Origin of the sequence: Gluconobacter sphaericus, from assembly GCF_016757795.1 — a bacterium.
Lineage (GTDB): Bacteria > Pseudomonadota > Alphaproteobacteria > Acetobacterales > Acetobacteraceae > Gluconobacter > Gluconobacter sphaericus.
The window spans coordinates 228,959-254,536 of the sequence record NZ_CP068419.1 but is presented as its reverse complement, the minus strand read 5'-3'; the positions used below and the strand labels follow the sequence as shown (position 1 = coordinate 254,536).

28 protein-coding genes and 4 tRNA genes are annotated in these 25,578 nt (G+C 58.7%); 23 read left to right on the top strand and 9 right to left on the bottom strand.

The features are described from left to right. Positions 1–303: 303 nt before the first annotated feature. Positions 304–393, bottom strand: a tRNA-Ser gene (locus IGS75_RS01190). A gap of 217 nt (positions 394–610) precedes the next feature. Here IGS75_RS01190 and IGS75_RS01185 point away from each other — a divergent pair. From IGS75_RS01185 to IGS75_RS01130, 12 genes are all read left to right on the top strand, one after another. Then, complete coding sequence (locus tag IGS75_RS01185; RefSeq protein ID WP_202257332.1) at positions 611–1,129, top strand: Spy/CpxP family protein refolding chaperone; 519 nt, start codon at positions 611–613, stop codon at positions 1,127–1,129. Between the two features lie 129 nt (positions 1,130–1,258). Continuing rightward, on the top strand, positions 1,259–2,686 hold the full coding sequence (ffh, locus tag IGS75_RS01180) for a signal recognition particle protein (protein WP_202257331.1): 1,428 nt from the start codon (positions 1,259–1,261) through the stop codon (positions 2,684–2,686). A gap of 42 nt (positions 2,687–2,728) precedes the next feature. Next, positions 2,729–3,073 carry a 30S ribosomal protein S16 gene (rpsP, locus tag IGS75_RS01175; protein WP_202257330.1) on the top strand — a complete coding sequence of 115 codons (345 nt, stop codon included), beginning with the start codon at positions 2,729–2,731 and terminating at the stop codon, positions 3,071–3,073. Between the two features lie 28 nt (positions 3,074–3,101). After that, entirely contained in the window at positions 3,102–3,644 is a 543-nt protein-coding gene (gene rimM, locus IGS75_RS01170) for a ribosome maturation factor RimM (RefSeq protein ID WP_202257329.1), read from the top strand. Next, on the top strand, positions 3,641–4,345 hold the full coding sequence (gene trmD, locus IGS75_RS01165; RefSeq protein WP_202257328.1) for a tRNA (guanosine(37)-N1)-methyltransferase TrmD: 705 nt from the start codon (positions 3,641–3,643) through the stop codon (positions 4,343–4,345). Before rimM ends, trmD begins: the two co-directional genes overlap by 4 nt. A 24-nt stretch (positions 4,346–4,369) precedes the next feature. Next, the gene (gene rplS / locus IGS75_RS01160) at positions 4,370–4,762 is read left to right on the top strand and encodes a 50S ribosomal protein L19 (RefSeq protein WP_202257327.1); all 393 of its coding nucleotides are present in this window, start codon (positions 4,370–4,372) and stop codon (positions 4,760–4,762) included. A 22-nt stretch (positions 4,763–4,784) separates the two neighbouring features. Further along, a complete protein-coding gene (gene leuC / locus IGS75_RS01155; protein WP_202257326.1) occupies positions 4,785–6,212 on the top strand; it encodes a 3-isopropylmalate dehydratase large subunit in 1,428 nt (475 codons plus the stop codon). Continuing rightward, positions 6,212–6,838 carry a 3-isopropylmalate dehydratase small subunit gene (gene leuD / locus IGS75_RS01150; protein WP_141352913.1) on the top strand — a complete coding sequence of 209 codons (627 nt, stop codon included), beginning with the start codon at positions 6,212–6,214 and terminating at the stop codon, positions 6,836–6,838. Before leuC ends, leuD begins: the two co-directional genes overlap by 1 nt. Then, positions 6,835–7,944, top strand: a complete 1,110-nt coding sequence (gene leuB, locus IGS75_RS01145) for a 3-isopropylmalate dehydrogenase (RefSeq protein ID WP_202257325.1) — start codon at positions 6,835–6,837, stop codon at positions 7,942–7,944. The genes leuD and leuB overlap by 4 nt, the downstream gene beginning before the upstream one ends. Before the next feature lie 133 nt (positions 7,945–8,077). Beyond that, entirely contained in the window at positions 8,078–9,280 is a 1,203-nt protein-coding gene (locus tag IGS75_RS01140; RefSeq protein WP_141352917.1) for a pyridoxal phosphate-dependent aminotransferase, read from the top strand. Further along, positions 9,277–10,488 (top strand): pyridoxal phosphate-dependent aminotransferase, encoded by a 1,212-nt coding sequence (locus IGS75_RS01135; RefSeq protein WP_202257324.1) that lies wholly within the window; start codon positions 9,277–9,279, stop codon positions 10,486–10,488. Before IGS75_RS01140 ends, IGS75_RS01135 begins: the two co-directional genes overlap by 4 nt. Positions 10,489–10,529: 41 nt before the next feature. After that, positions 10,530–12,218 (top strand): M3 family oligoendopeptidase, encoded by a 1,689-nt coding sequence (locus IGS75_RS01130; protein ID WP_202257323.1) that lies wholly within the window; start codon positions 10,530–10,532, stop codon positions 12,216–12,218. A 41-nt stretch (positions 12,219–12,259) separates the two neighbouring features. Here the strand turns inward: IGS75_RS01130 and IGS75_RS01125 are convergent, their stop codons facing one another. After that, entirely contained in the window at positions 12,260–12,799 is a 540-nt protein-coding gene (locus IGS75_RS01125) for a TlpA family protein disulfide reductase (RefSeq protein ID WP_202257322.1), read from the bottom strand. A gap of 74 nt (positions 12,800–12,873) precedes the next feature. Between IGS75_RS01125 and IGS75_RS01120 the strand changes: the two genes are divergently transcribed. Further along, positions 12,874–13,206, top strand: a complete 333-nt coding sequence (locus IGS75_RS01120; protein ID WP_141352924.1) for a hypothetical protein — start codon at positions 12,874–12,876, stop codon at positions 13,204–13,206. Between the two features lie 6 nt (positions 13,207–13,212). On the opposite strand, the gene IGS75_RS01115 is transcribed toward IGS75_RS01120, so the two are convergent. Then, positions 13,213–13,644 carry a DUF423 domain-containing protein gene (locus IGS75_RS01115; RefSeq protein WP_202257321.1) on the bottom strand — a complete coding sequence of 144 codons (432 nt, stop codon included), beginning with the start codon at positions 13,642–13,644 and terminating at the stop codon, positions 13,213–13,215. Positions 13,645–13,760: 116 nt separating this feature from the next. Here IGS75_RS01115 and IGS75_RS01110 point away from each other — a divergent pair, with 116 nt between their 5' ends. The 3 genes from IGS75_RS01110 to IGS75_RS01100 all read left to right on the top strand — a co-directional run bounded on the left by IGS75_RS01110 (position 13,761) and on the right by IGS75_RS01100 (position 15,714). Next, positions 13,761–14,351 carry a DUF4142 domain-containing protein gene (locus IGS75_RS01110; protein WP_202257320.1) on the top strand — a complete coding sequence of 197 codons (591 nt, stop codon included), beginning with the start codon at positions 13,761–13,763 and terminating at the stop codon, positions 14,349–14,351. Between the two features lie 16 nt (positions 14,352–14,367). Continuing rightward, positions 14,368–14,940: a cob(I)yrinic acid a,c-diamide adenosyltransferase gene (locus tag IGS75_RS01105; protein WP_202257319.1), complete on the top strand. Its 573-nt coding sequence runs from the start codon at positions 14,368–14,370 to the stop codon at positions 14,938–14,940. 216 nt (positions 14,941–15,156) lie between these two features. Beyond that, entirely contained in the window at positions 15,157–15,714 is a 558-nt protein-coding gene (locus IGS75_RS01100) for a hypothetical protein (RefSeq protein WP_202257318.1), read from the top strand. Positions 15,715–15,737: 23 nt separating this feature from the next. On the opposite strand, the gene IGS75_RS01095 is transcribed toward IGS75_RS01100, so the two are convergent. Continuing rightward, positions 15,738–17,621 carry an OPT family oligopeptide transporter gene (locus tag IGS75_RS01095; RefSeq protein WP_408876489.1) on the bottom strand — a complete coding sequence of 628 codons (1,884 nt, stop codon included), beginning with the start codon at positions 17,619–17,621 and terminating at the stop codon, positions 15,738–15,740. A 132-nt stretch (positions 17,622–17,753) separates the two neighbouring features. Further along, positions 17,754–18,347, bottom strand: coding sequence for a hypothetical protein (locus IGS75_RS01090; protein ID WP_141352936.1), 594 nt, complete (start codon positions 18,345–18,347; stop codon positions 17,754–17,756). A gap of 102 nt (positions 18,348–18,449) precedes the next feature. Here IGS75_RS01090 and ispH point away from each other — a divergent pair, with 102 nt between their 5' ends. The 4 genes from ispH (at position 18,450) to IGS75_RS01070 (ending at position 21,047) form a co-directional block, all read left to right on the top strand. Beyond that, positions 18,450–19,460, top strand: coding sequence for a 4-hydroxy-3-methylbut-2-enyl diphosphate reductase (ispH, locus tag IGS75_RS01085; protein WP_141352938.1), 1,011 nt, complete (start codon positions 18,450–18,452; stop codon positions 19,458–19,460). Positions 19,461–19,466: 6 nt separating this feature from the next. Then, positions 19,467–20,417 (top strand): homoserine kinase, encoded by a 951-nt coding sequence (locus IGS75_RS01080; protein ID WP_202257316.1) that lies wholly within the window; start codon positions 19,467–19,469, stop codon positions 20,415–20,417. Continuing rightward, complete coding sequence (gene rnhA / locus IGS75_RS01075) at positions 20,410–20,862, top strand: ribonuclease HI (RefSeq protein WP_141352942.1); 453 nt, start codon at positions 20,410–20,412, stop codon at positions 20,860–20,862. The genes IGS75_RS01080 and rnhA overlap by 8 nt, the downstream gene beginning before the upstream one ends. A 109-nt stretch (positions 20,863–20,971) precedes the next feature. After that, positions 20,972–21,047, top strand: a tRNA-Asn gene (locus IGS75_RS01070). A gap of 68 nt (positions 21,048–21,115) precedes the next feature. On the opposite strand, the gene IGS75_RS01065 is transcribed toward IGS75_RS01070, so the two are convergent. After that, positions 21,116–22,342 (bottom strand): MFS transporter, encoded by a 1,227-nt coding sequence (locus tag IGS75_RS01065; RefSeq protein ID WP_202257315.1) that lies wholly within the window; start codon positions 22,340–22,342, stop codon positions 21,116–21,118. 70 nt (positions 22,343–22,412) lie between these two features. Between IGS75_RS01065 and gpt the strand changes: the two genes are divergently transcribed. From gpt to IGS75_RS01050, 3 genes are all read left to right on the top strand, one after another. Beyond that, complete coding sequence (gene gpt / locus IGS75_RS01060; RefSeq protein WP_141352946.1) at positions 22,413–22,919, top strand: xanthine phosphoribosyltransferase; 507 nt, start codon at positions 22,413–22,415, stop codon at positions 22,917–22,919. 50 nt (positions 22,920–22,969) lie between these two features. Next, a tRNA-Pro gene (locus IGS75_RS01055) sits at positions 22,970–23,046 on the top strand. 18 nt (positions 23,047–23,064) lie between these two features. Further along, positions 23,065–23,141 (top strand) — tRNA-Arg (locus IGS75_RS01050). A gap of 41 nt (positions 23,142–23,182) precedes the next feature. Here the strand turns inward: IGS75_RS01050 and IGS75_RS01045 are convergent. From IGS75_RS01045 to IGS75_RS01035, 3 genes are read right to left on the bottom strand one after another with little or no spacing between them, the layout of a single operon-like run. Then, on the bottom strand, positions 23,183–23,593 hold the full coding sequence (locus tag IGS75_RS01045) for an Ivy family c-type lysozyme inhibitor (protein WP_141352948.1): 411 nt from the start codon (positions 23,591–23,593) through the stop codon (positions 23,183–23,185). An 11-nt stretch (positions 23,594–23,604) separates the two neighbouring features. Then, on the bottom strand, positions 23,605–24,177 hold the full coding sequence (gene pncA, locus IGS75_RS01040; protein ID WP_202257314.1) for a bifunctional nicotinamidase/pyrazinamidase: 573 nt from the start codon (positions 24,175–24,177) through the stop codon (positions 23,605–23,607). 36 nt (positions 24,178–24,213) lie between these two features. Then, the gene (locus IGS75_RS01035) at positions 24,214–25,563 is read right to left on the bottom strand and encodes a hemolysin family protein (RefSeq protein WP_141352952.1); all 1,350 of its coding nucleotides are present in this window, start codon (positions 25,561–25,563) and stop codon (positions 24,214–24,216) included. Positions 25,564–25,578: the final 15 nt, after the last annotated feature.

The window sequence follows — 25,578 nt, the reverse complement described above, 5'->3', positions numbered from 1 at the left end:
CTACAAAGTCTTTGGTACTGTGAGCATCGACTCATTTCAGAATATTAGCCGAACATCAACGATAACTTCATAAGATTTATCAACGTTTTTTGCGGATTTCTGCTTCAGGCTCGCCCTCAGATCATCGGGATGTCTTTGGAAAAGAGGAGACATCAGTAAGCAGATTGCATTGGAAAATTTACAGGACGACGCATATCGCGTCCGAGCGCTGCACAATGACGCATTTTTAAGATGAAACCCAAGGTGGGATGGATTTTGATAAATCAATAATTACCTGAAAAATCTAGGAATTTTTGATTTATCTGGCGGAGAGGGTGGGATTCGAACCCACGATACGCTCTCACGTATGGCGGTTTTCAAGACCGCTGCCTTCAACCACTCGGCCACCTCTCCATCCGGCAGGCTTCATCTCTGAAGAATTCTGCCAGGATCGGATGCTTCATGCGACGGGAAACTTCTGCCGTCAAGGGCTAGTGTTGCATAGGGGATGAGAGCTTACTCTTTGAAACGCAGAAGGGGGCGGTCAGCAACATTGAAACGTGCCATCTAGAAACGCGTGGAGGCGTTTTGTGCGCCTCCGGCTGCCATAACCTCGAAGGATATGACGTCCATGACGATCTTTCGTCCCGCTGCTTTTCTTCCTGTCATTGCTGCCCTCGGCTTGGTGGTAGCTCCTCTTATGGCTTCTGCTGAGGGGCATCATGGGTTTGATGGCCATCGACCTCCGCCGGGTGCTGGTCCGGGCTTTATGATGCCGCCCATCCCGCCTGGTATCACGCTAACCACAGCGCAAAAGACAAAGCTCAAGGCTGTTTTTGAGAAGGCTCATCAGGACGAGCGTGCACTCCGTCTTGAGGGGCGTGCCATAGAGGGCAAGATTCATGACGCTCTTAGCGTGCCTGGTGATCTGGATCACACTGCCCTGGCGGATCTGGGCAAGCAGGAGGATGAGGTCAAGGCCAAGGTCTCCGCGCTTCATCTTGACACCATGGAGCAGCTTCATGATCTGCTGACTCCGGCCCAACGCCAGCAGGCAAAGGAGACCATGGACAAGATTAAGGCGCTCCATGAGCAGATGAAAGCTCTGATGGGGCCGCCGCCGGAAGGTGATCCGGAAGATATGCCCTGAAAACTGTTGATTATGCCTCTATCGCTTGACGCTTCGGTGCCAAGGCGATAGAGGGGTCCTGTTTCCGGACACGCCACCTCGCGAAGACTCGCGCAGTGGCGTGTTTCTGTTTGCTTTTAAGGTGACCCGTTGTTCGACCAACTCTCAGGCAAGATGTCCGGTGTCCTCGAAGGGCTTTCCAAGAACGGGAAGCTCTCGGAGGCTGATGTCACCGAGGCCATGCGTGAAGTGCGTCTCGCCATGCTGGAGGCAGACGTTGCTCTGCCTGTGGTGCGGGACTTCGTCAACAAGGTACGCGAGCGGTCTGTTGGGCAGGAAGTGCTGGAAAGCGTTTCCCCCGGTCAGGCCGTGGCCAAGATTGTCAATGATGCCTTGATCGACGCACTGGGCGGGGCAGGGGCGGTTCCGCTGAACCTGTCCGCCAATCCGCCGGTTCCGGTGCTGATGGTAGGTCTGCAGGGTTCGGGCAAGACGACGACCTCCGGCAAGATCGCCCTGCGCCTGTCCGGTCGCGAGAGTAAGAAAGTCCTTCTGGCCAGTCTCGACGTCCAGCGTCCAGCCGCGCAGCTCCAGCTTCAGCAGCTGGCTGAGCGCGTCAACGCTAAGACGGGTCGCGTTCAGGCTCTGCCGATCATTGCCGGGCAGTCTCCCGTACAGATCGCAAAGCGTGCGCTCGAGACCGGTCGCCTCGAAGGTTATGACGTCGTTATTCTCGATACGGCAGGCCGTCTATCCATCGACGAAGCGCTGATGGATGAAGTGCGGGAAATCCGTGCGCTCACCAAGCCTGCCGAGACGTTGTTGGTCGTTGACGCGATGACCGGTCAGGACGCCGTCAATACCGCGAAGGCCTTCAACGAAGCTGTTGGTATTACCGGTGTTGTCATGAGCCGGATGGACGGCGACGCCCGCGGTGGCGCGGCCCTGTCCATGAAGGCCATCACGGGCGCGCCGATCAAGCTGACCGGTTCGGGTGAGAACCTCGAAGCGCTTGAAGAATTCCATCCCGAGCGTGTCGCGGGCCGTATTCTCGGCCTGGGTGACGTCGCCGGGCTGGTGGAACGTGCTGCTGAAACCCTCGATCACGAGGAAGGCGAGCGCGTCGCCAAGAAGATGCTCGCGGGCAAGTTCGATCTGGATGACTATGTTTCCCAGATCGACCAGATCAACCGCATGGGCTCGATTTCCGGCATTCTCGGCATGATGCCGGGGATGGGAAAGATCAAGGATATGCTGGGCGACAAGGAGCTCGACACGTCGATCTTCAAGCGTCACAAGGCCATCATTTCCTCGATGACGAAGCAGGAGCGCAAGACGCCGGAGATCATCAAGGCGTCCCGCAAAAAGCGCATTGCGGCAGGCTCGGGAACCACGGTTCCGGAGATCAACCGTCTGCTTAAACAGTTCAACGACATGTCCACCATGATGAAACGCATCAGTAAGATGGGCCTTGGTGGCCTGATGCGCGGCATGGGTGGTGCAGGAGGTCTGGCGGATCTGATGAAGGGCATGGGTGGCCCCGGGGGTAAACCCGGTGGACGCCCGCCTTTCGTCTGATCTGTCCCGTTTTTTACAAGTTCTGTTTCTCAGGAGTATTTCATGAGCCTCAAGATCCGCCTTGCACGTGCAGGTGCCAAGAAGCGTCCCTACTACCACATCGTTGTTGCTGACAGCCGCAGCCCGCGTGATGGCCGTTTCATCGAGAAGGTTGGTTCCTACAACCCGATGCTGCCGGCCGATCACGCCGACCGTATCCGTCTCGTTGACGAGCGCATCAAGCACTGGCTGTCCAACGGTGCCCTCGCTACGGACCGTGTTGCCCGTTTCCTCGGAAATGCAGGCCTGGCTCCGAAGCCGACCTACAACGAGCAGCCCAAGCAGTCCGCTCCGAAGGCGAAGGCTCAGGAACGCGCCAAGGCTGCTGCCGCTGCCACCGCGGCCTGATTGAGCTGCTTTTCAGGAAGCCCGAGACGTGCCCCGCTTCAACCCTGACAGCGATGTCCTGATTGCCACCGTCGGTCGTCCGCACGGTGTCCGCGGTTTGGTGCATCTTCATGCTGCCACAGATGATCCGGCTTCGGTCGAGACGCTGGGCGTGCTGCATGACGGGCAGGGCAGGGCGTGGACGGCACGCTGGATTTCGGCAGGCGTGGCTGCACTGACGGACGCCGACGGACAGGATCTTCCCGACCGTACGGCTGCCGAACGTCTGGTCAATGCGAAGCTGTATGTTCCGCGGACCGTTCTTCCGGAAACCGGAGACGATGAATTCTATCATGCCGATCTGATCGGTATGACGGCTGTCTCGGAAGACGGAGATGTTCTCGGGACGGTGTCGGTGGTTCACGATTACGGCGCAGGCGTCAGCCTCGAAGTGGATCGTGGTCTGATCGTGCCGTTCACGCTGGCCTGTGTTCCTCATGTGGATCTTGCGAAACGGGAAGTGGTTCTTGTCCCTCCTGTTGAAGTCGAGGTCGAGGGGGATCTCTCCGGCGAGGTCCAGGTGCGGGCATGAGCTGGCGCGCGGACATCCTGACCCTTTTCCCCGACATGTTCCCGGGGCCGCTGGGGTTCTCCCTTGCGGGCCGGGCGCTGGAGCGGGGGATCTGGTCTTGCGAGGCGCACAATCTGCGCCAGCATGGACTGGGACGTCACCGGGCCGTCGATGACACGCCTTTCGGTGGCGGAGCCGGCATGGTGATGCGGGCAGACGTTCTGGATGCGGCCCTCTCGGCGCTTCCTGCGCTGGATGGCCGTCCGGTCGTCTACCCGACGCCACGTGGCAAGCGCATGTCGCATGAAGATGCGGAGCGTCTGTCGTCCGGAGCGGGGGTCGTCGTTCTCTGTGGGCGCTTTGAAGGCGTGGACGAGCGCGTTCTGGAAAAGCACGATATCGAACAGCTTTGCATGGGCGATGTCGTACTGTCAGGCGGAGAAATTCCTGCCCTGACTCTTCTGGATGCGTGCGTACGGCTCCTTCCCGGCGTCATGGGGTCGGATGTCAGCGGTCAGGACGAGAGCTTCGCCGAAGGGCTTCTTGAATATCCACAGTACACCAAGCCGGCAGTGTGGGACGGGCGGGACGTGCCCGACATTCTTCTCTCCGGCAACCATGGTGCCATCGCCCGTTGGCGCCATGAACAGTCAATCGCCGTCACGAAGGCGCGCCGCCCGGACCTCTGGGATGCGTATCTGGCACGACAGCAGGTCCATTGAAGTTTTGTTTTCAGGAGTTTGGTCATGAACATTATCCAGCAGTATGAGGCGCGCGAGATCGAGCGTCTTTCCGGCGTCCGCGCTGTTCCCGAGTTCATTGCAGGTGACACGGTCCGCGTTGGCGTCCGCGTTGTCGAAGGCACGCGTGAGCGTGTTCAGAGCTTCGAAGGTGTTGTTATCGCCCGTTCCAACAAGGGCCTGAACAGCAACTTCACGGTTCGCAAGATTTCTAATGGTGAAGGCGTCGAGCGCGTGTTCCCGCTGTACGCACCGTCGATCGCCAGCATCGAAGTCGTGCGTCGCGGTAAGGTCCGTCGCGCGAAGCTGTATTATCTGCGTGGCCGTTCGGGCAAGTCCGCCCGTATTGCTGAGCGTCCCCGCGATCTGCCGAAGGCGGACAGCAAGGCCGTTTCCTAAACCGTTCGGAGTTAGAGACAGGATGCCCGTTACCAATTCGCCCAGAACCCTTTTTGACAAGATCTGGGACGATCATGTCGTCGAACGTCTCGAGGACGGGACCTGCATCCTCTACATCGACCGGCATCTCGTTCACGAGGTGACAAGTCCGCAGGCTTTTGAAGGCCTGCGGATGTCCGGGCGTCGCGTGCGTCGTCCGGATGCCACGGTGGCCGTGGTGGACCACAATGTCCCCACGTCCGACCGTTCCAAGCCGATCGAGGAGCCGGAAAGCCGCCTCCAGATCGAGACGCTTGAGAAAAACGTCGCCGAATTCGGCGTTCCCTATTTCCCGCTGCGCTCCGCCTCTCAGGGTATTGTGCATGTTGTCGGGCCGGAGCAGGGTATCTCTCTGCCGGGCATGACGATCGTCTGCGGTGACAGCCATACCTCCACGCATGGCGCCCTTGGGTCGCTGGCGTTCGGGATCGGCACGTCCGAGGTCGAGCATGTGCTCGCGACCCAGACAATCCTGCAGAAACCCGCGAAGAACATGCGCGTCTCGGTTGAAGGCAAGGTCGGCCCCGGTGTGACGGCCAAGGACATCATGTTGGCCATCATCGGCCGTATCGGCACCGCTGGCGGTACTGGCCATGTCATTGAATTTGCAGGATCTGCGATCCGTGATCTGGACATGGCAGGGCGTATGACACTGTGCAATATGTCCATCGAAGCCGGTGCGCGTGCAGGTCTGGTTGCGCCTGACGAGACGACCTTCGCTTATGTGAAGGGCCGCCCGTTTGCTCCGAAGGGTGGGGCGTTCGATCAGGCCTGTGATTATTGGCGCAGTCTGGTGTCTGACGAAGGCGCCTATTTCGACACGGAAGTCACGCTGGCCGCTGAAGAGATCATCCCGTCCGTCACATGGGGCACCAGCCCGCAGGACGTGCTGCCGATCGACGGTTCCGTGCCGTCTCCGTCGGACGTTGCCGATCCGGCTCGTGCCGCCCAGATCCAGCGTGCGCTGGACTATATGGGGCTTGAAGCCGGGCAGAAGATCGCCGGGACTCCGGTGGATGTCGTGTTCATTGGTTCCTGCACGAACAGCCGTTTGGAAGATCTGCGTGCTGCGGCGGACGTGGTGCGCGGACGGCATGTTGCCAAGGGCGTCCGGGCGATGATCGTTCCGGGCTCCGGTCTTGTGAAGCATGCGGCTGAAGCTGAAGGACTGGACAAGGTGTTCCTTGATGCCGGTTTTGAATGGCGTGAGGCAGGGTGCTCGATGTGTCTGGGGATGAACCCGGACCGTCTGACGCCGGGTCAGCGTTGTGCGTCAACCTCCAACCGTAATTTCGAGGGGCGTCAGGGATCTGATGGCCGGACTCATCTCTGCTCGCCTGCCATGGCGGCAGCGGCAGCTGTGACGGGCCGTCTGTGCGATGTGCGTGAATTGGTGAAGGAGACCGTCTGATGGACAAGTTCACGGAACTCACCGCCATTGCGGCGCCCATGCCGACCGAGAACATCGACACGGACCAGATCATTCCCGCCCGCTTCCTCAAGACCATTCAGCGGACCGGTCTGGGGAAGAATGCTTTCGCCGCCCAGCGTTATGATGCCGATGGCAATGAAAAGCCGGATTTTGTGCTCAATCAGGAGCCATTTCGGCATGCCGAAATCCTGATTACCTACGACAATCTGGGCTGCGGGTCTTCGCGCGAGCATGCTCCGTGGGCGCTGCTGGATTTCGGAATCCGTTGCGTGATTGCACCCAGCTTTGCTGATATCTTTTTTAATAACTGCTTCAAGAACGGTATTCTGCCGATCCCGCTGCCTCGCGAGATCTGCGACGAATTGATGGACGATGCGCGTCAGGGTTCGAATTCGCGTCTGACAGTAGATTTGGAGCGCCAGGTCATTGTGCGTCCGAATGGCGAGACCATCGCGTTTGAGGTCGATCCGTTCCGTCGCCACATGTTGCTGGAAGGGCTGGACGACATCGGGCAGACCATGGCGCATGATACCGAAATCAGCAGCTTCGAACATCGCCCCAGCCGTGCATGGGTGCCGTCAATTACCATAGGGACTGTGAAATGAGCGACGCACACAAGCTTCTGGTTCTGGCCGGTGACGGAATTGGCCCGGAAGTCATGCGCGAAGTTGCGCGGATCGTGCACTGGATGAGTGCTTATCGCGGACTGAAGCTTGAAATCACGGAAGAACTCGTTGGTGCAGCGTCGCTTGCCGTACACGGCGTGCCGATCCGCGACGAGGTTGTTGAACTGGCCCGTCAGTCAGACGCAGTGTTGTTCGGTTCGGTGGGCGATCCGGCTTGGAGCTATGTCGGGTTCGACAAGCGCCCAGAAGTTGCGATCCTCAAGCTCCGCAAGGAACTCGAACTGTTCGCCAATCTGCGCCCGGCCAAGCTGTTCGATGCCCTGATTGACGCCTCCGCGCTGAAGCCTGAAGTGGTGCGCGGACTTGACCTGATGATCGTTCGCGAGACGGTTGGTGGCATCTATTTCGGTGAGCCGCGTGGCATCGAGACACTGCCCGATGGCTCCCGTCGCGGCATCAACACGGAAGTATACACGACGTCTGAAATTGAGCGTGTGGCACGCGTTGCTTTCGATCTTGCCCGTAAACGCGACAACCGCGTGTGTTCGGTCGAGAAGTGCAACGTCATGGAAAGTGGCCTCCTGTGGAAGGAAGTCGTGACTGACGTTCATAAGCGTGAATATCCGGACGTCCAGTTGTCCCACATGCTGGCGGATAATTGCGCAATGCAGTTGGTCCGTGACCCGAACCAGTTCGATGTCATCGTCACGGGCAACCTATTCGGCGATATCCTGTCCGATCTGGCCTCGATGCTGACGGGTTCGCTCGGTATGTTGCCTTCGGCTACGCTTGGCCCGGTTCGCGCGGATGGCAAACGCAATGCCCTGTACGAACCGATCCATGGCAGTGCACCGGACATTGCAGGCAAAGGGATCGCCAATCCGCTAGCCCAGATTCTTTCGTTCGCCATGCTGTTGCGTTATTCGCTCAATCGCGGTGAGGATGCCGATTTGATCGAGACGGCTGTTTCAAATGTTCTGGCTTCGGGTCTGCGTACCGGCGACATTATGTCATCGGGAATGGCTCGCGTCGGTACTGAAATGATGGGACAGGCGGTGCTTCGCGAAATGGAAAAGCTGGCCTGATTTTTCCACGCCTAGCGTTCCCGCATTGTTGGTCTTAAGACGCTTTTTTTGTTGATTGGAGCTGGGCTCCCTGTGGTCAAAGTGCCTGGAACGCGTTTAGGATCGTGCCGCCAAAACGATCCGGAAGCCTGTCATGTCCTTTATTGCCGACCGTCTGAACCGCATTCTGCCCAGCCAGACGATTGCCGTGACCCAGAAAGCCCGTGCCCTGAAGGCCGAGGGCCGCGATGTTATCAGCCTTTCTGCGGGTGAACCGGATTTTGATACGCCTGATTTCATTAAACGGGCAGCAATTCGGGCCATTGAGGCTGGCAAGACCAAATACACGGACGTGGCAGGCACACTCGAACTGCGCAAGGCCGTGGCGGCGCGTCTGAACGCTGATTTCGATCTTGATTACAAAGCCGAGGAAATCTGCGTCTCTACGGGCGGCAAGCAGGTCATTTACAATGTCATGGCTTCGACCCTGAATGCAGGAGATGAGGTCATTATTCCGGCTCCTGCCTGGGTTTCTTATCCCGACATCGTGACGCTGGCTGAGGGCACGCCGGTGATTGTCCAGACTGACCGAGAAAATGGCTTCCGTCTGACGGCCGGGCAGCTTCGCGCCGCGATTACGTCCCGGACAAAGTGGCTCTGTCTCAATTCGCCCTGCAATCCGACAGGCGCGGCTTACGATACCGAATCTCTCAAGGCGTTGACAGACGTGCTGCTGGACTATCCGGATATCTGGATACTCACAGACGATATGTACGCCAAACTTCTGTACGACGGGGCTGTTGCAAAGACCGTGGTGCAGGTCGAGCCGCGTTTGCGCTCGCGCACCGTGACGATGAACGGTGTGTCCAAGGCCTATGCCATGACAGGCTGGCGTATCGGATTTTCGGCAGCGCCTGCTGAGCTTACCCGACAGCTCATCAAGCTCCAGGGCCAGAGCACGAGCAATCCGTGTTCCATTGCTCAGGCTGCTGCACAGGAAGCTGTCTCCGGGCCACAGGGCTTTATTTCTGAAATGGTCGCAGTCTATCAGGAACGGCGCAATCTCGTGATCGGGATGTTGAATGAGGCTCCTGGCCTGTCGTGTTCTTTGCCTGAAGGTGCTTTCTATGCGTTTCCGTCCATCGCTGGAACACTGGGTAAGAAAAGCAAAGGTGGGCGTTTGATCGATGATGACGAAGCCTTCGTGACAGCCCTGCTCGAGGAAACCGGTGTGGCGGCCGTGCATGGCGCGGCGTTTCTGACACCGGGCTATTTTCGGATCTCGTATGCGACCAGCACGGAACTCTTGACGGAAGCCTGCACCCGGATCCAGAATTTTTGCCGAGAGCTTTCATGAGTTTCACTATCGCATCCCGTCTGGCTGATCTTCCCCGTCCTGCAACCATCGCAATGGCAGCCCGCGCGCGTGAACTGAAGGCGCAGGGGGCGGATGTTATTTCGCTCGCACTCGGGCAGCCGGATTTCCCGTCGCCGCCCGAAGCGATCGAAGCCGCTTATGCCGCAGCGAAGGCGGGCGATACCGGTTATCCGCCGATCCCCGGTCAGAAACCGCTGATTGACGCCATTATCCGGAAGTTCCGTCGTGATAACGCTCTGGACGTCACGTCTGACCGGATCATGGTTGCGAATGGTGGCAAGCAGGTCATTTTCAACGCGCTGATGGCATCGCTGGAAGTCGGGGACGAAGTCATTGTGCCGGCGCCGTACTGGGTCAGCTATCCGCTGATCACCAGGATGCTGGGCGGGGTTCCTGTCGAGATCCGCTGCCGGGAAGAAAACGGCTTCCGTCCTGACCCCGAATCGATCCGCGAGGCCATTACGCCGCGGACGAAATGGCTGCTCCTGAATTTTCCGAACAATCCGACCGGCGCTATTCTTGAGCGTCACGATCTGGAAGCCATTGCAGATGTCCTGCGCGAGGCGCCGCATGTCCTCGTGATGAGCGACGAGATCTATGAGCATCTGACGTTTGATGAAAAAAAACACCTCTCCCTGCTGAGTGTCGCACCGGATCTGGCAGACCGTATCCTGATCGTGAACGGGATGGCCAAGGCCTACGCCATGACGGGCTGGCGTGTCGGGTTCGCCTGTGGTCCGGCCCCTTTGATCCAGGCCATGGTTGCGGTGCAGGGCAATGCCACGTCCGGCGTGTGCACGCTCGCACAGGCCGGATCAGTCGCGGCATTGGATGGTGATGCTGACGGGATCGGCCGGATGCTGGAAACCTATGAGCGCCGACGCGGTCTGGTCGTGGGGGCCTTGCAGCAGGTGCCAGGCCTGACCTGCGTGATGCCGGATGGTGCATTCTATGCCTATCCGGGGATTGCGGCCCTGGTTGGCGGCACGTCGGGGCAGGGACGGTTGCTCGATACGGATGTGGCTTTTGCGGAGGCGCTTCTGGACGAGGCGCATGTGGCGACTGTGCCGGGTTCGGCGTTCGGGTACAGCCCGTATCTGCGCCTGTCCTTTGCTGCTTCGGATGAGCAACTGGTTGAAGCCTGCCGTCGTATCACGCAGTTTGTGGGTGATATCCGGACCGTCTGACAGGCATGGACGCAGGGGCTGGGGAATGGCAGAATTATGCCATGACGAAGACAATCCCTCCCTTTTCCGAACTGTCTTTCCCCCGGCCTGACGAACAGTCTCTCAAGGCCCGTTATGATGCCATCGCGTCCCTGCTTGATGCAGGCGACCGTGTGGAAGCCCTGCACGCGTTTGATGCTGTCCGGCGCGAGTATGAGGCATGGGCGTCGCATGTGCATTTGCAGTTTTCGCGCAATACGCAGGATGAAGCGGCGCAGGCGGATCGTGACTATGCCGACCGGCTGTCTCCGGTCGCGACCGATCATGAGGTAACGGTCAAGAAACGCATCCTGGCCGATCCTGACCGCGAGGGACTTGAAGCCATTGTGACGCCGCATGTGGTACGGCTTTGGGAAGCTGACACGACGACCTTCGATCCGCGCATCAGCACGGATCTTGAGGAAGAGGCCCGGCTTGCGGGGGAATACACGGCGCTTCTGGCAGGCGCGAAAATCCCTTTTGACGGTAAGATGCTCAACCTGTCGGGACTGGTACCGTACCTTCAGGGAATGGACCGGGATGTCCGTCATGCTGCCGAGGCGGCGCGCTGGGCGTTTTTTGAGGAAAATGGTGCCGAGCTGGATGCCCTGTACGGCAAGCTCGTCGCCCTGCGTGACCGGATGGCAAAGACGCTCGGTTTCGAGAACTATATCGAATTGGGGTATCGCCGGATGCGGCGGACGGATTATGGCCCCGAGCAGGTCGCGGCGTTCCGTGAGAAAGTCCTGGCCTATGTCACGCCACTGATCAGTTCGCTAATCGAACGCCGGCGCCTGAAAATGGGCTGGGACAAGGTGATGGCGTGGGATGAGGCGCTCATCGACCTTCAGGGGAATCCCGGACCGGCGGGCGATCATGATCTTCTGGTCGCGCGTGCGGAAGGTATGTTCCGTGATCTCGATCCGTCAGGCGAGATGGCCGATTTCTACGCCCAGATGCGGGATCTGGGCTATCTTGATCTAAAGAACCGTGAGGGCAAGGCTGGGGGTGGGTTTTGCACGTCTTTTCCGACAGTTGGAACGCCTTACATCTTCGCCAATTTCAACGGTACTCATAACGATATCGGCGTTTTCACTCATGAAATGGGTCACGCTTTCCAGAATTGGAAAAGTCGTGACCTGCCGTGGATCGATCAGCTCTGGCCGACGATGGAAGCGGCTGAAATTCATTCCATGGGCCTGGAGTTCCTGACCTGGCCGCAGATTGGCGCTCTGGTCGAGGATGGTGCGGCGGACCGCTATCGTCGGATGCATCTTATCGATGCGCTGTCGTTCTTCCCTTACGGCGTCTGCGTGGATCATTTCCAGCATGAAGTCTATGCCCGTCCAGAGATGACACCGGAAGAGCGTCATCAGACATGGCGGCGGCTGGAAAAGCTTTACATGCCGTGGCGGGACTGGGGCGATCTGGCCTATCCGGCGAAAGGCGGACGCTGGCAGGCGCAGCTCCATATCTACCGGCTGCCGTTCTATTATATCGACTATGCGCTGGCCCAGTGCTGTGCATTGCAGCTCTGGCTGGGCTCACGTCTGGACCGGGAAGGGACGTTGGAAATCTATCGCCGACTTTGTGCGGAAGGGGGCTTAAAACCTTTCGCGCAGCTCGTGTCCGAGGCTGGGCTAACCTCTCCGTTCGAGGCGGATGTCCTGGCGGAAGTTGTGCATGAGGCCGAGCAGGTTTTTTCTCTCTGAGTATGGATCTGGGGCTCCAGAAAAATCGGAGCCTCAGGGATTTAGCCGCGTTTATTCCAGCTGGAAATGAGGTCCAGGACAGCCTGTGGCGACATGCTGCGTGCATTGCCCAGAGCCGTGGATCCGTCGCCATTCAGAGCATGGCCATCCGGTGTCACGATGATGACAGTCGGCACAGCCTTGATGGTCACGCCGTAGCGCGCGGCCAGATCAAGGTTTGTGTTGACGCGCCCCACATTGACCGGGACGACGACGAACTGGCTGTTTAGCCAGCGTACCGCGTCGGGCAGGGCGAAAATGCCGCTGAGCATCTTGCAGTCCGGGCACCAGTTGCCTCCGAAATCGAGTAGAACCTTGCGATGGGTCTTCTGTGCTAGGGCGAAGGCTTGCGCCACTTGATCATGGGCGACTGTCGTGTCCGGATAGGGCGTGGCGACGGGCGGAGCAGATGTTTCCGCCAGTTGCGGGGCCGGCACCGGAGGGACTTCATTGGATGAGGCCTGAGCGGGAAGGATTGTGGTAAGCGCCAGACCGAGGCCGGCAGCGGCAAGAAGGGAACGGCGCATGAAAAAGGCTTTCATTGATGTTGTCCTCTGCATGCCATAACGCAGAACGACGGGAACAGATAATTAAAGCTCAGTTTTGACGAAAGGTCATGCGTTTGAAAAAAACACCATCACGTCCGGACGTGACGTCTCCGCACGAGATTAGCGTTGCGGAAACCCTGATCCGGACCACAATTCTCGTTGGTTTGACGCTCGCCTTTGCATCGGTGTTTCGCTTCTGGCAGCCGGCGATCAAGCTTGCACAGCATGTGTCGGGAACATCCGCTTGGCAGGAGCTCTACAGCCTGTTTCATATTGAATCCGGTCTTGGACGCGAACAGCTGATCCTGACGGGGATCATGATTGTCTGCTTCCTTCTGGCGCTTGGTGTGCAGGCAATCGGTCTGGTGATTTTTCAGCGAATCAGAAAAAAACACATCTGACGGGCTTTAGTCCTGGAACGGACGCCGTAGGGCGGATGCCGCGGCCAGGCACCAGGCGATCATGAGCATCGTCCCACCATAAGGGGCGATCCGCCCTACGGACATGGGGCCAAGTTTCAGATTGAACAGGGCGAGCAGTGTGACCGGCAGGCAGAACAGCACCATGCCCACCGCCATGGATAGACAAGACAGACGGATCAGTTTCTGCGAGAGACGGGATGCGTTCAATGACAGCACGCAGAGTCCCAGAGCATGCCACATCTGGATCTCGACTGCGGAATGCAGCATGGCCCGTCCACCCGGAACGGCAAAGAGCCGGTCCGGAAGATGGGCGGACAACGCGCTGAGCATGACGCCGGAAGCCGCCGACAGGCTAGCGAAAATAAAACTTCCCCGGATCGGATCGGGCATACTGACACGGACAGGATTTGCGGACATGCCGTGAATGTATCATGTGTTGTCTGAACAGCGAATGAGAGACTGTCATGAGTGGAGTGTCAGTCTGTCGCGGCCTGTCCTGTTGAGGCCAGGTGCGTTTGAAAAAGGAAGCTTCGATGACTGTTTCGTATCTCCGTCTGTGCCTGTCCGCCGGCCTTCTTGCTGGTTTGGCCGCCTGTAATGCCCCGGATGCGCCGCCGGCTCCTGCTCTTCCGAGCGTGGCGTCCACATACAAGCTTACTACGGCGGACGCGGCCTTCATCCAGCAGATCGATGAGATGGACCAGACGCAGATCGCTATTGCGACACTTGCGGCTACGCACAGCAACAGCGACGTAATCAAGGCATTCGCGTCGACCGTTCAGGCTGATCATACGACCAATCAGAAGGCCGTCGCCAAGATCGCCTCGGATGGTAACCTGACCGTAACTGCGAAGATCGATGCTGCTGATCAGGAGCGTGTTGATTCGTTTTCGCATCTCTATGGTGCGGCGTTTGATCGCATGTTCCTGCGTGACGTCGTGAGCACGCGGACGGCTGATTTGAGCAAGGCTATTACGACGGCCAAAGCTTCGGGTGGTACTCCCGATGTGAAGACCCTCGCTTCGGATACCGACAAGATGCTGACGGATCATACGTCCCGTGCGCATGACCTGATGGGCGATCGTACGATCAGCCATCACGCGAAGCATAAAAGAAGCCGCTAAGCAGCAGGATCAGGGCATGAGCATTCGTATCGACAGGATTGTAACCCGTGGCGGAGATGGGGGGCAGACATCACTTGGAGACGGGACGCGCGTTTCCAAGTCGTCGGACCGTATCGAAGCGATGGGAACTGTTGATGAACTCAATGCTTTGCTGGGTGTCCTGTGCTGTTATATGGCACAGGACACCCAGACTGCCTATCTTGAAGGCGAAATACAACAGATCCAGTCGTGTCTGTTCGATCTCGGCGCGGATCTCTGCATGCCCGATCCAGATCGTGCTCCCAGCCTGACTGTGGATGCCAGTCTCTGGCTTGAAGGCCGGCTGGAGGAGATGCGCCAGTCCCAGCAGGAGCTCAGAAGCTTTGTCCTGCCCGGCGGGAGCCTCGTCGCAGCACACGCGCATCTGGCCAGAACAGTCGTGCGGAGGGCCGAACGCCGGGTGGTCGTGCTCGAACAGGTGCCCGCAGAAACACTTCGCTTCCTGAACAGACTGTCCGATTATTTCTTTGTTCTTGCCCGTCATGCCAATAATCATGGTGAAACGGATATTCTCTGGTCTCCGGGACGCTGGCATCAGAAGAAAATATAAGCCTTCTCTTATTGTTCTGATGACAGAATGCCGGTGAAGTGCTAGGAAACTCGCGTCAGAACGCTGGAGCTTCTCCAGACGAGTCGACTCTTCATATCTTTGTCAGGGCAAGTCGTTGCTGGGTGGGCCGTAGCCCGGTCAGCTTTTCTGTCTTTTTGGCAGTCCTGTCCGGCAGGGACGAAATCTACAAATATCATATTGGTTGAAGAATACAGAATGCAGGACGAGCATCAGGTTAACGAAGAAGACAAGCTGCGACAGGCTCTGGCCCGTCTGGGGGCAGGAGCCTCCTCCCGCCCTTCGAAGCCCCGGCCTCTAACAACCACTCCCGAACGTCGCCGGCGTTTCGTCCGTGACGGACAGGTTGTGGTCGAACATCAGGGAAGCCGCGGAATTGTCGCGCGCAATCCCATTCAGGAAGACCAGGAAGAAATCGAGCGTCTGCGTCAGTCCGTAAAGCGCGAGCAGCGTCGCTGGGAAGAAGCCGAGCGGAGCCTGATGGAAGTCCGCTCCCAGCTCAAGGCGTTCGAGACGCGTGAAGCCCATGCGAAAATCCAGATCACTGAACTGAACCGCGAACTGCGTGAAAACCAGGATGCGATCCAGACGCTGAAGGCGTGTTTGCATCAGGCCCGCGAACAGGCTGCCGAGGCTGCACGTCGCTCGCCACGTCCTGTCGGCCGTCCCCGTAAGGAAGCTGCTCCCGCAGCTGCGGAAATGGCAGAAATGGAAGTGGTCGAGCAGGAACCGGTCCAGTGGTGGGTGAAGGCCTGATTCGGGGCTTCACCCGGCTGAACTCAGTCTGATTGTTTGACCTGCCGCCCAAACCAGAGCAGGACGCTACAGAAAACCGCCCAACCCAGCCCTGTATTCAGCAGGGTCGGGACAGGAAGTGCCAGTGTATCGGCGCTTCCTGTTGCTCCCGTCATGGCGGCGAGCGCCACGCCGATCAGGCTCTCTCCAACAATGAATCCTGACGCGATCATCGTTCCCTGCTCTTTGGGGAAGCGACGCAGCAGCCATGCCAGTCCTGCGCCAATTCCGATCGTGACCGAGACATCTGCTGGAAGATAGATACCCATCCCGACCGCTAGAGGCGGAAGGGCGAGATTGCGTCGGTGCAATACGACATCTAGAATGACCAGAAGCACACCAAGGGCCGCTCCGATTTCCAGCATGAGCCAGTCAAGCTGGTGGGTCAGGATCCCGGTGGCAATGGCGGCCATCAGAGCAGGTTGTGGCGCGGCAAGCGCGCGTGATGGGTCCATACCCTCACGTGGCATGGCTCCGGCGAAGCCGTAGGCCTGATACAGGACCTGAAGTACCCAGGGGATGACGATCGCCCCGACCACACAGCCGATTAGCAGGGCAACTTCCTGCCTCCAAGGCGCCGCTCCGACAAGCTGGCCGGTTTTGAGGTCCTGCAGATTGTCATTGGAAACAGCTGCTGAGGCAGTAATGGCGGAGAGTACGAAAAGTCCGAAAGCAATGGCTATGGGACGCTGTTCGAGGCTCAGCAGTCCAGTGCTCTCCAGTCCCCACAGGGCGATCGAAATGGCAATGATGGCGATGATTCCCACGCCGGAAATTGGCGAGGACGAAGACCCGATGATTCCGGCCATGTAGCCGCAGGCGCTGGCGACCAGAAAGCCCAGTCCGAAGCAGGCGATCAGCCCCAGCAGGATCAGGGTTGCCAGCGCACCGCCATGCGGCATGACGGGCCACAGGAAGTAGGCGAACAGTCCTGCCAGCAGCAGTGCAAGGCCTGCGCAAAGGGCAACCAGCGTTCGGGGCGTTAAATCGCGGTCGATATCATCTCCCGTGGCCAGATGAGTGACGGAGAGCGCTTCCCTCAACCCCTGGGCCACGGGTTTCGCGAGGGCTAGCAGGGTCCAGATCGCGGCAACTGCAATGGTGCCAGCACCGATGAACCGCACCTTGTGTAGCCAAAGCCCGGTTGCGTCTGCCAGTGGGGTAGCTGAAGGGGCAAGATGACCCAGAACTGGCACCATGATGCCCCATGCCAGAAACACACCGAGCAGCATGGCAATTCCGCCACCGATTCCGACCAGATAACCCGTTCCCAGCAGGGCCAGAGAAAAGCTGCCGTTCAGACGGAAAGCCGACGATCCCACGACGGTCGCGGCAGAAAAACCATCTGACAGGAGGCGAAGTCCGGAGGTTGCAAAGGCGATACTTCCCGAAACTACGGTGCCGAGAGTTAGGGATCTCAGGCTCCGGGCATCACCTTCGGGGGATGAGGCGCGCAGGATTTCCGCACAGGCCGTACCTTCGGGATAGGGGAGGTCGGAGTTGCGCACCAGCGCACGCCGTAGCGGGATAGTGAAGACAACGCCCGTCATACCTCCCGCCATCGTCAGCAGAAGCGTGACGACATAGGGAAATTCATGCCAGTATCCGACCATGAGCAGGGCCGGGAATGCTGCGAAGACGCAGGACAGGGTTCCGGCCGCCGAGGCTTGGGTCTGGACCATGTTGTTTTCCAGCATGGTCCCGCCGCCCATAAGACGCAGAATGGCCATTGAGATGATCGTGGCGGGAATGGACGAGCCGAAAGTCAGGCCGATCTTGAGGCCCAGATAGACGTTCGCTGCCGTAAAGACGACCGTGATGAGGGCTCCGAGAATAACCCCGCGGAGGGTCAGTTCGCGACTGTCCATGTATTTCTGTCCCGAAATGAAGTCCGGCACGGAACATTCTGCCGTGTCCGTATGCCGGGCCATTCGCGGCAGTCTGTTATCATGAAATAACGGACTGTCGTCAGTGTCTGAAGGGCTGACCCGGCGTTCTGGTTACTGTGTGTGGCTGTGGAAGGCGACCGGTGCGAGATGCTCGCGGTTATACCCGAGTTCGCCATGCGTTAGCTGGTAGCCGATTTCAAGCGTGTAAGGATTTTCCTGTGCCATGTTGTCCGTGGCAGGAAGATCGATCAGCCGCAGGTTCGTCCGGACGGACTGCGTGCTGACATTGGCTGGGAAGCGGAAGCTGTCGGTGAAGACCTTCTTGTCCACGATCTTGCCGTCACGCATGATAACGATGAAATACGGCACGTCGATCGTGCTGCTGGTTGCAGCCGGACCACGGGTCAGGTTCATCGCAAGGCTTAGGCGTGTACGGACCGTCTGGTGTCTATGTGGACCATCCGGACCACGTTCGCAGTCCCCCGAGAGGGAGGCGATCTGGGCATGGCTGACGAGGCTGCCGATATCCGCGCTCTTGCCGTCATAGACAAACAGGTCCGCTGCTGAACCCGGGATATCGAGCGCCGGGCAGGCAGGTGCGAAGAAACTCGGGTTGGATTCGTCGCAGCCGGCCAGACTCGAAAGCGCCACAAAGGCAAAAGCCGGAGCAAACAGGGGCGAGGCGAAGCGCCGGATGGCTGGCATCAGCTGAAGAAACTCCCAACAAAGCGGCCCGGACGTTGCGACGAGAGGCAATCCGGTCGATACTGGTCCTACATATCGAACTCCGCCCGCTTGGGGAACACCATGTCAGAACAGACGACTTTCGCTCCTTCCCGCACCGACGGTGTGGAAGCCCATAAAACCCTTCGCGTCCTGCTCGCCGGTCCGCGTGGATTCTGTGCCGGTGTGGACCGCGCCATTCGCGTCGTGGAAGAGGCCCTGCGTCGTTATGGCGCTCCGGTCTATGTCCGCCACGAGATCGTCCATAACCGGACAGTCGTGGAAGGGCTGGAAGCCAAGGGCGCCATTTTCGTCGAGGAACTGGATGAAGTTCCTGAAGACGGGCATGTCGTTTTCTCGGCCCATGGCGTTCCCAAGGCGGTTCCGGCTGAGGCCCAGCGTCGCAACCTGCTGTATCTGGATGCGACTTGTCCGCTGGTCTCGAAGGTGCATCGTGAGGCAGAGCGCCATTTCGCGGGTGGTGGCCCGGACCAGCGTCATATCCTGATGATTGGCCATGCCGGTCATCCGGAAGTGGTGGGTACGATGGGGCAGCTCCCGCCGGGCGCTGTCACGCTTATCAACGATGCGGCAGAAGCCCGCACGATTCAGCCGGAAGATCCGACGAAGCTTGCGTTTATCACACAGACGACGCTTTCGGTCGATGACACGGCCGAGATCGTGGACATCCTGCGTTCGCGTTTCCCGCTCATTGAAGGGCCGAAGCGCGAAGACATCTGCTACGCCACGACCAACCGTCAGGAAGCCGTAAAGGCCATCGCGCCCGAGAGCGATCTTGTGATCGTGATCGGTTCGCCCAACTCGTCCAACTCGCAGCGTCTTCGGGAAGTGGCTGAACGTTCCGGCGCGCGTCGTGCTCTGCTGGTGCCTAAGCTCGAAAACCTTGACTGGAGCGTCCTTGAAGGTGTGGAAACGCTGGGTATCAGTGCCGGTGCGTCCGCTCCCGAGAGCCTCGTGCAGGAAATGGTGACGGCTCTGGCCGAGAAGTACACGCTCAAGATCGAAGAGCGGATCGTGAAGGAAGAGAACATCAACTTCCGTCTGCCTGGTCCGCTGGCTGGCGAGGACGACTGACCTCTCATGGCCGTCTATACGGAACTGGCGGCCGAGACGCTCGAGGCGTTTCTTGGCACTTACGATATCGGGACACTGGTCTCGTTTCATGGCATCGCCGAGGGTGTCGAAAACAGCAACTTTCTCCTCCGTACGACGGAGGGAGATTTCATTCTCACGCTGTTCGAGCGGCGTGTGAATGCCCATGAGCTTCCATGGTTTCTGGGGCTCATGCAGTATCTGGCGGGCAGGGGGCTGAACTGCCCGCTGCCTGTATCGGACCGGAGTGGGGCTGCCCTACGCTGCCTCGCAGACCGTCCCGCCGCCATCACGACATTTCTTCCCGGCGTTTCCGCAACGCAGCTTGACGCGAACCTGTGTTTCGAACTCGGCAAGGCACTGGCCCGGCTGCACATTGCTGGAGAAGGGTATGATGCTGTCCGGCCGAATGCCTTGTCTCCGGTTGCCTGGGGGCCGCTGCTCGATAGCTGTGGTGACAGTGGGGACGTGCTGTCACCCGGTCTGACTGTTGAAGTTCGTACCGCGCTTCACAGCGTTGAGGCTGCATGGCCCGCACCAGCCGATCTGCCGCGCGGACAGATCCATGCGGACCTGTTTCCGGACAATGTTTTTTTCCAGAACGGGCAGGTCTCGGGGCTGATCGATTTTTATTTCGCGTGCACGGATTTTCTCGCCTATGATCTTGCTATCTGCCTGAATGCCTGGTGCTTCCGGGACGAAAAAACGTTCGAGCCGTCTTTCGCTGCCGCCATCATGCACGGTTACGAGAGCATTCGTTCCTTGAATGACGCAGAAAAAGCCGCGCTTCCGATATTGTGTCAGGGGGCTGCGATCCGCTTTCTGCTGACACGGCTTTACGACTGGATCAATACTCCTGCAGATGCGCTGGTGACCCGCAAGGATCCGCTGGCCTATCTGCGACGCCTGCGTCATTTCCAAAATACGTCTCATGTCTGAGGCGCCTGGAGAACGTCCCCAGGTCGAAATCTGGACGGATGGGGGATGCAAACCCAATCCGGGTCCCGGCGGATGGGGCGCGCTTCTGGTCTGCCGCGGCCAGGAAAAGGAGCTCCTGGGTGGGAACCCGGAAACCACCAATAACCGCATGGAACTGACAGCAGCTGCCGAGGCGCTCGAAGCGCTCAAACGTCCCTGCATCGTGACGTTGCATACGGACAGCGAGTATCTACGCAACGGCATCACCCGCTGGCATACCGGCTGGGTGCGCCGGAAGTGGCGTAATGCGGCGGGCGATCCCGTGGCCAATATGGATCTGTGGCAGCGGATTCTGGAAGCTGCAAAGCCGCATGAAATCGATTGGCTCTGGGTCAAGGGTCATTCAGGCGATGAGAACAACGAGCGCGTGGATCAACTCGCGACCCGGGGACGTGAAGAGCTCTGAAAAATGACGGTTTTTCTCAGGTCTTTGAAGAGAAACGAAAAAATCGACAAAAAAATTCATTTAGGGGCTTTACCGACCTCGGCCATTTGGCTACATACCACCTCGCCGGTCCCGAATAGCTCAGTTGGTAGAGCAAGCGACTGTTAATCGCTGGGTCGTAGGTTCGAGTCCTACTTCGGGAGCCAGCCTTTCCTTCGAAAAGCTTCCGGCTGCAAACAAAGCTCCCTTTCGGGAGCTTTTTGCATTTCTGGGTTTACTGCTCCTCCGGAAAGATGTCTTCCAGACGATCGAGTGCCCACAGGCGCGGGAAGAAGCGAGCCCAGACAGCCGCTACCAGAATAGTCCCAATACCACCGGCGATGACGGCGGCTTCCGCTCCGATCGCGGTTCCGAGCATGCCGCTCTCGAATTCTCCGAGTTGATTGCTGGAGCCAATGAACAGTGTATTCACTGCCGAAACTCGCCCGCGCATCGAATCCGGTGTAGCCAGCTGGATCAGCGAAGAGCGGATCACCACGCTGATGACGTCCGAAGCTCCGAGAATCATCAGGGCCACGATTGAGAGCCAGACCGTGTGAGATGCACCAAAGACGATTGTCGCAATGCCGAACATGACGACGGCCATGAACATGATGGGGCCGGTGCGACCCTTCAGGGGATAGCGTGACAGGCCCCAGGACATCAGAAGCGCCCCAACAGCTGGAGCCGCACGCAGTAGCCCCAGACCGATCGGTCCGACATGTAGGATACCGTCCGCGTAGACTGGCAGCATTGCTGTTGCGCCCCCTAGCAGCACGGCAAACAGGTCGAGGGTGATCGCTCCCAGAAGGTCTCGGCGGCGATTGAGGAAGGATAGACCAGCAAAGACCGAAGCAAATGTAATCGGCTCTTTGGCCGGAACGGTATGAAGCAGTCTGAGCGAGAATGTTCCGGCAAAAGCTACTGCGAATCCGGCTGTGGAGAGTCCATAGCAGACGACCGGTCCGATACCGTAGAGCAGGCCGCCCAGACTTGGCCCGACAATGGAGGAAGTCATGAACAGCGACGAAAGCATGGCCTGAGCCCGGGGCAGAAGGGCAGGCGGGGCGACTGCGGGCAGGAAAGCTTGTTGGCACGGCATCTCGAAACTTCTCAGAACACCGTAGAACGTCGCGAATGTATAAATGGCGCCTGTTGTCAGCTGATGGAACGCGGCGCCGAAGGCCAGCATCGCAGTGGCCAGGATTTCGCCGACCTGACAGATCAGGACGATGCTGCGCCGGTTGAAGCGGTCCGCGACATGACCAGCGACAAAGGTTAGCGGAATCATGGGCAGGAACTGGGCCAGGCCCAAATAGCCCAGAGAGGCTACATCATGCGTCAGCGCATAGATCTGCCATCCGATGGCGATCGTCATGGTGGTCGCTGAGAGCTGTGAGAAAATTCTTCCGACAATCAGGGACGGAAGGCCAGGGAGAGAGCGCAGGGCTGGATCGATCATTGCGGCACTTTAGGCATTTCCGTCGCTCAAGTTTATTGCAAAATTACGAGACGGAAGGCAGAGGAAGACCATGACAGCCAATCAGACCCCAAAAACCGTTCATTATGCGACCGTCACCTGGGACCAGCTCCATCGTGACGCACGCCTTCTGGCCGCAACCCTTATGCAGGAGCATGGTTCTTTCCGTGGAATCGTCGCCATTACCCGTGGTGGCCTGATCCCCGCCGCCATTCTCGGTCGCGAAATGGGCTGCCGTTTGATCGAAAGCGTCTCGGTCATCAGCTATGCCGGCGAAGAAGGCACGCAGCACGAACCGAAAGTCGTCAAGCCGCCTGTTGCCGCTGGCGATGGTGAAGGATTCCTGATCGTGGACGACCTTGTGGATTCGGGTGTCACCGCCCGTATCGTGCGTGAATTGCTGCCCAAGGCCGTGTTTGCCTGCCTCTATGCCAAGCCAGAGGGTAAGCCCTTCACTGACCATTACGTGACGGAAGTGGCTCAGGATACCTGGGTCCTGTTTCCGTGGGATACGGCGCCGCTTTTCGTGCCTCCGCTCGTGAGAAGTGAAGGCGAATAAAAAAAACCCCCTTGCCTCGACCGGCCAGACATCCTAGGTTCCGGCCGGTTCGGGGCGTGGCGCAGCCTGGTAGCGCGCTTGTTTTGGGTACAAGAGGCCCCCGGTTCGAGTCCGGGCGCCCCGACCAGTTAATGGCTTCATTGATGCGCCCTTAGCTCAGCTGGATAGAGCAACAGCCTTCTAAGCTGTGGGTCACTGGTTCGAATCCAGTAGGGCGCGCCAGCCATTCCCCAAGCTACACTGGCGCCTGATTTCTTTTAATTTCAGTCTGATGGATTATTATCCTGATAGGCTTTGAGAAGAACCTTTTGCATGGTTGCGTCTGGTGCGCCCAGAAAGTTCTGTTTAAGCGATCTCTCGTCCTTGAGGCTCAGAAGGCCCCAAGCTGCTGAATGATCATTCGCGAATACGATTTCCAGTTGTTCCGCAGCACAGTTATGTGGACGGCACATATGGCCCAGAATGTAGGGTTTGCCCCCGAGGTTGAAAGTACTGACGGGTACGGACGTCGCTCGCGCTGTCGTCACCCATGATGGAAGGGTTAGCATGGCTTGATAAGCCTGCCTGAACCCGTTTTCGGCTGCCAGCTCAGCTGTTGTCGGTGGTGTCGCCGCCGAGACTGTCCGGAGTGTCGCAAGTGCGAGAATGACAGGAAGCAGTTTGGTTATCCGCATTGTTCTGACCTTCAGAAAGTGTTCAGGCTTTTGAGTAGAACACCCTGTTTTTCAAGTTTTTTCAGCGTATCTCCGGGGTCTGATGCGATACCCCGGCAGGCTTGTGGAACCACCTCTGTGCGATAGCCGCACTGTACGGCATCCAGCGCAGTGGCCATCACGCAGTAATCAAGTGCGAGGCCGCAGATCACGACGTGCTCTATGTCCAGCCCCTTCAATAACCCGTCCAGCCCCGTCGAGGTTGTACGGTCATTATCGAGAAACCCCGAATAGCTGTCCCGTTCCTGTAGTACGCCTTTGCGGATGATATGCGTTACCGGCTCTGGCAGGAGCGTTTGCGGGAAATCCGCGCCGTGAGTACCGGCAACACAGTGAACGGGCCAGAGGCCGCCCTGCGTGCTGAAGGAACAATGCTGAAAAGGATGCCAGTCCTGCGTCGCGATAACTGCCCTGAACGGATGTTGGGCAAGCGCATTGGCGGCTTCAAGAATACTGTCTCCGTCCGGAACGGCCAGAGCGCCGCCAGGCAGGAAGTCATTCTGGATATCGACAAGGATGAGAGCGGAGCGGCTTAGGTCGGTCATGCTACGATCTAAGCAGTCTCCACCTCGGACAGAAAGTCAGTTCAGTCGCGTGACCAGCAACTGATTGATTCTGAAGCCCTCTACGTCAACGACTTCGAAGCGGAAGCCTGAAGATTGCACACTGTCTGCCTTGCGTGCCATGCGACGCAGACGGTTCATGACGAAGCCGCCGACCGTGTCGAAGTTCTGGGCATCGTCGAACATTGGAATGTCCAGTTCGCGGATCACGTCGCCGATAGGAGCGGCGCCGTCGATCAGCCAGGATTTATCGTCACGGCGGACGATCGCCTGCTCTTCAAACGGGCTGACCAGACCATCCATCAGCGCACCCATGATGTCCTTGTAGGTGATAAGGCCGACAACCAGACCGTATTCATTAACGATTAGCGCAAAGCCGGCGGAGTGGGCTTCGAACTGGGCCAGGGTTTCCCATAGGTTCAGCGTGTCGGGCAGGGACAGGACATCACGCCGCATTTTGAAAATCTGGCTGGCGATGGGGGCCAGACCGGTACTTTTGGGCTGCGGTTCGTCCACGACAGCGACCAGTACGTCTTCGGCGCGGATGGAGCCGATGACCTTGTCCAGGCCGCCGTCGCAGAGCGGATAGCGGGAGTAGGGACGCACCCGGACTTTGTCGCGCTGGCTTTCCGGGCTTTCCTGAACGTCGAGGAATACGATTTCATCGCGCGGAGTCATTGCTGACGTCACGGCGCGGTCCTGAAGACCCAGAACGTTCTGGATCATCTGGTGTTCTTCTTCCAAAAGGACACCAGAGGCTGTTCCTGCCGCGAGAATGGCTCGCAGGTCTTCAGGCGTCACGGGCTCTACGGTGGCCGCGGCCGGGATCTTGAGGAGCTTGAGCAGCCAGTCGGAAATTTTCGAGAAGACCAGAACCGCCGGATAGAGAACCTTGAGGGCGACGGCGGGGAACCAGCCGACCTTGAGCGCAATCCGGTCTGGTGCGTTCATCGCGATTCGCTTGGGAAGCAGATCGGCGAACAGGACGAATAGGCCGGTGATCAGGATGAACGAGCAGGCGGAGCCGAGCTTGCTTGCGAGTGACGGGCCTGCGCCCAGAGCCCGAAAGCCTTCCGCAATGGGGTCGCTCAGCATGGATTCGCTGATGATGCCGCCCAGAACCCCCACGGCATTGAGGCAGATCTGAAGGACCGTGATGACCTGACCGCTATTGCGGCGCAGCTTCAGGAACGCAGTGGCCCTTGGGTCGCCCGCTTCCGCCCGTGAACGCAGTCGTACGTCGCGTGCGGCGGCAAAGGAGATTTCGGACAGCGAGATCAGCACGGAGACGCCAATCAGTGCGACCGTGGCGACAAGGCCCAGCAGGAGAAGAATGATCTGGTGCTGGGAGGAAGGGGAGACTGACATGCGGAAGGCGTTATA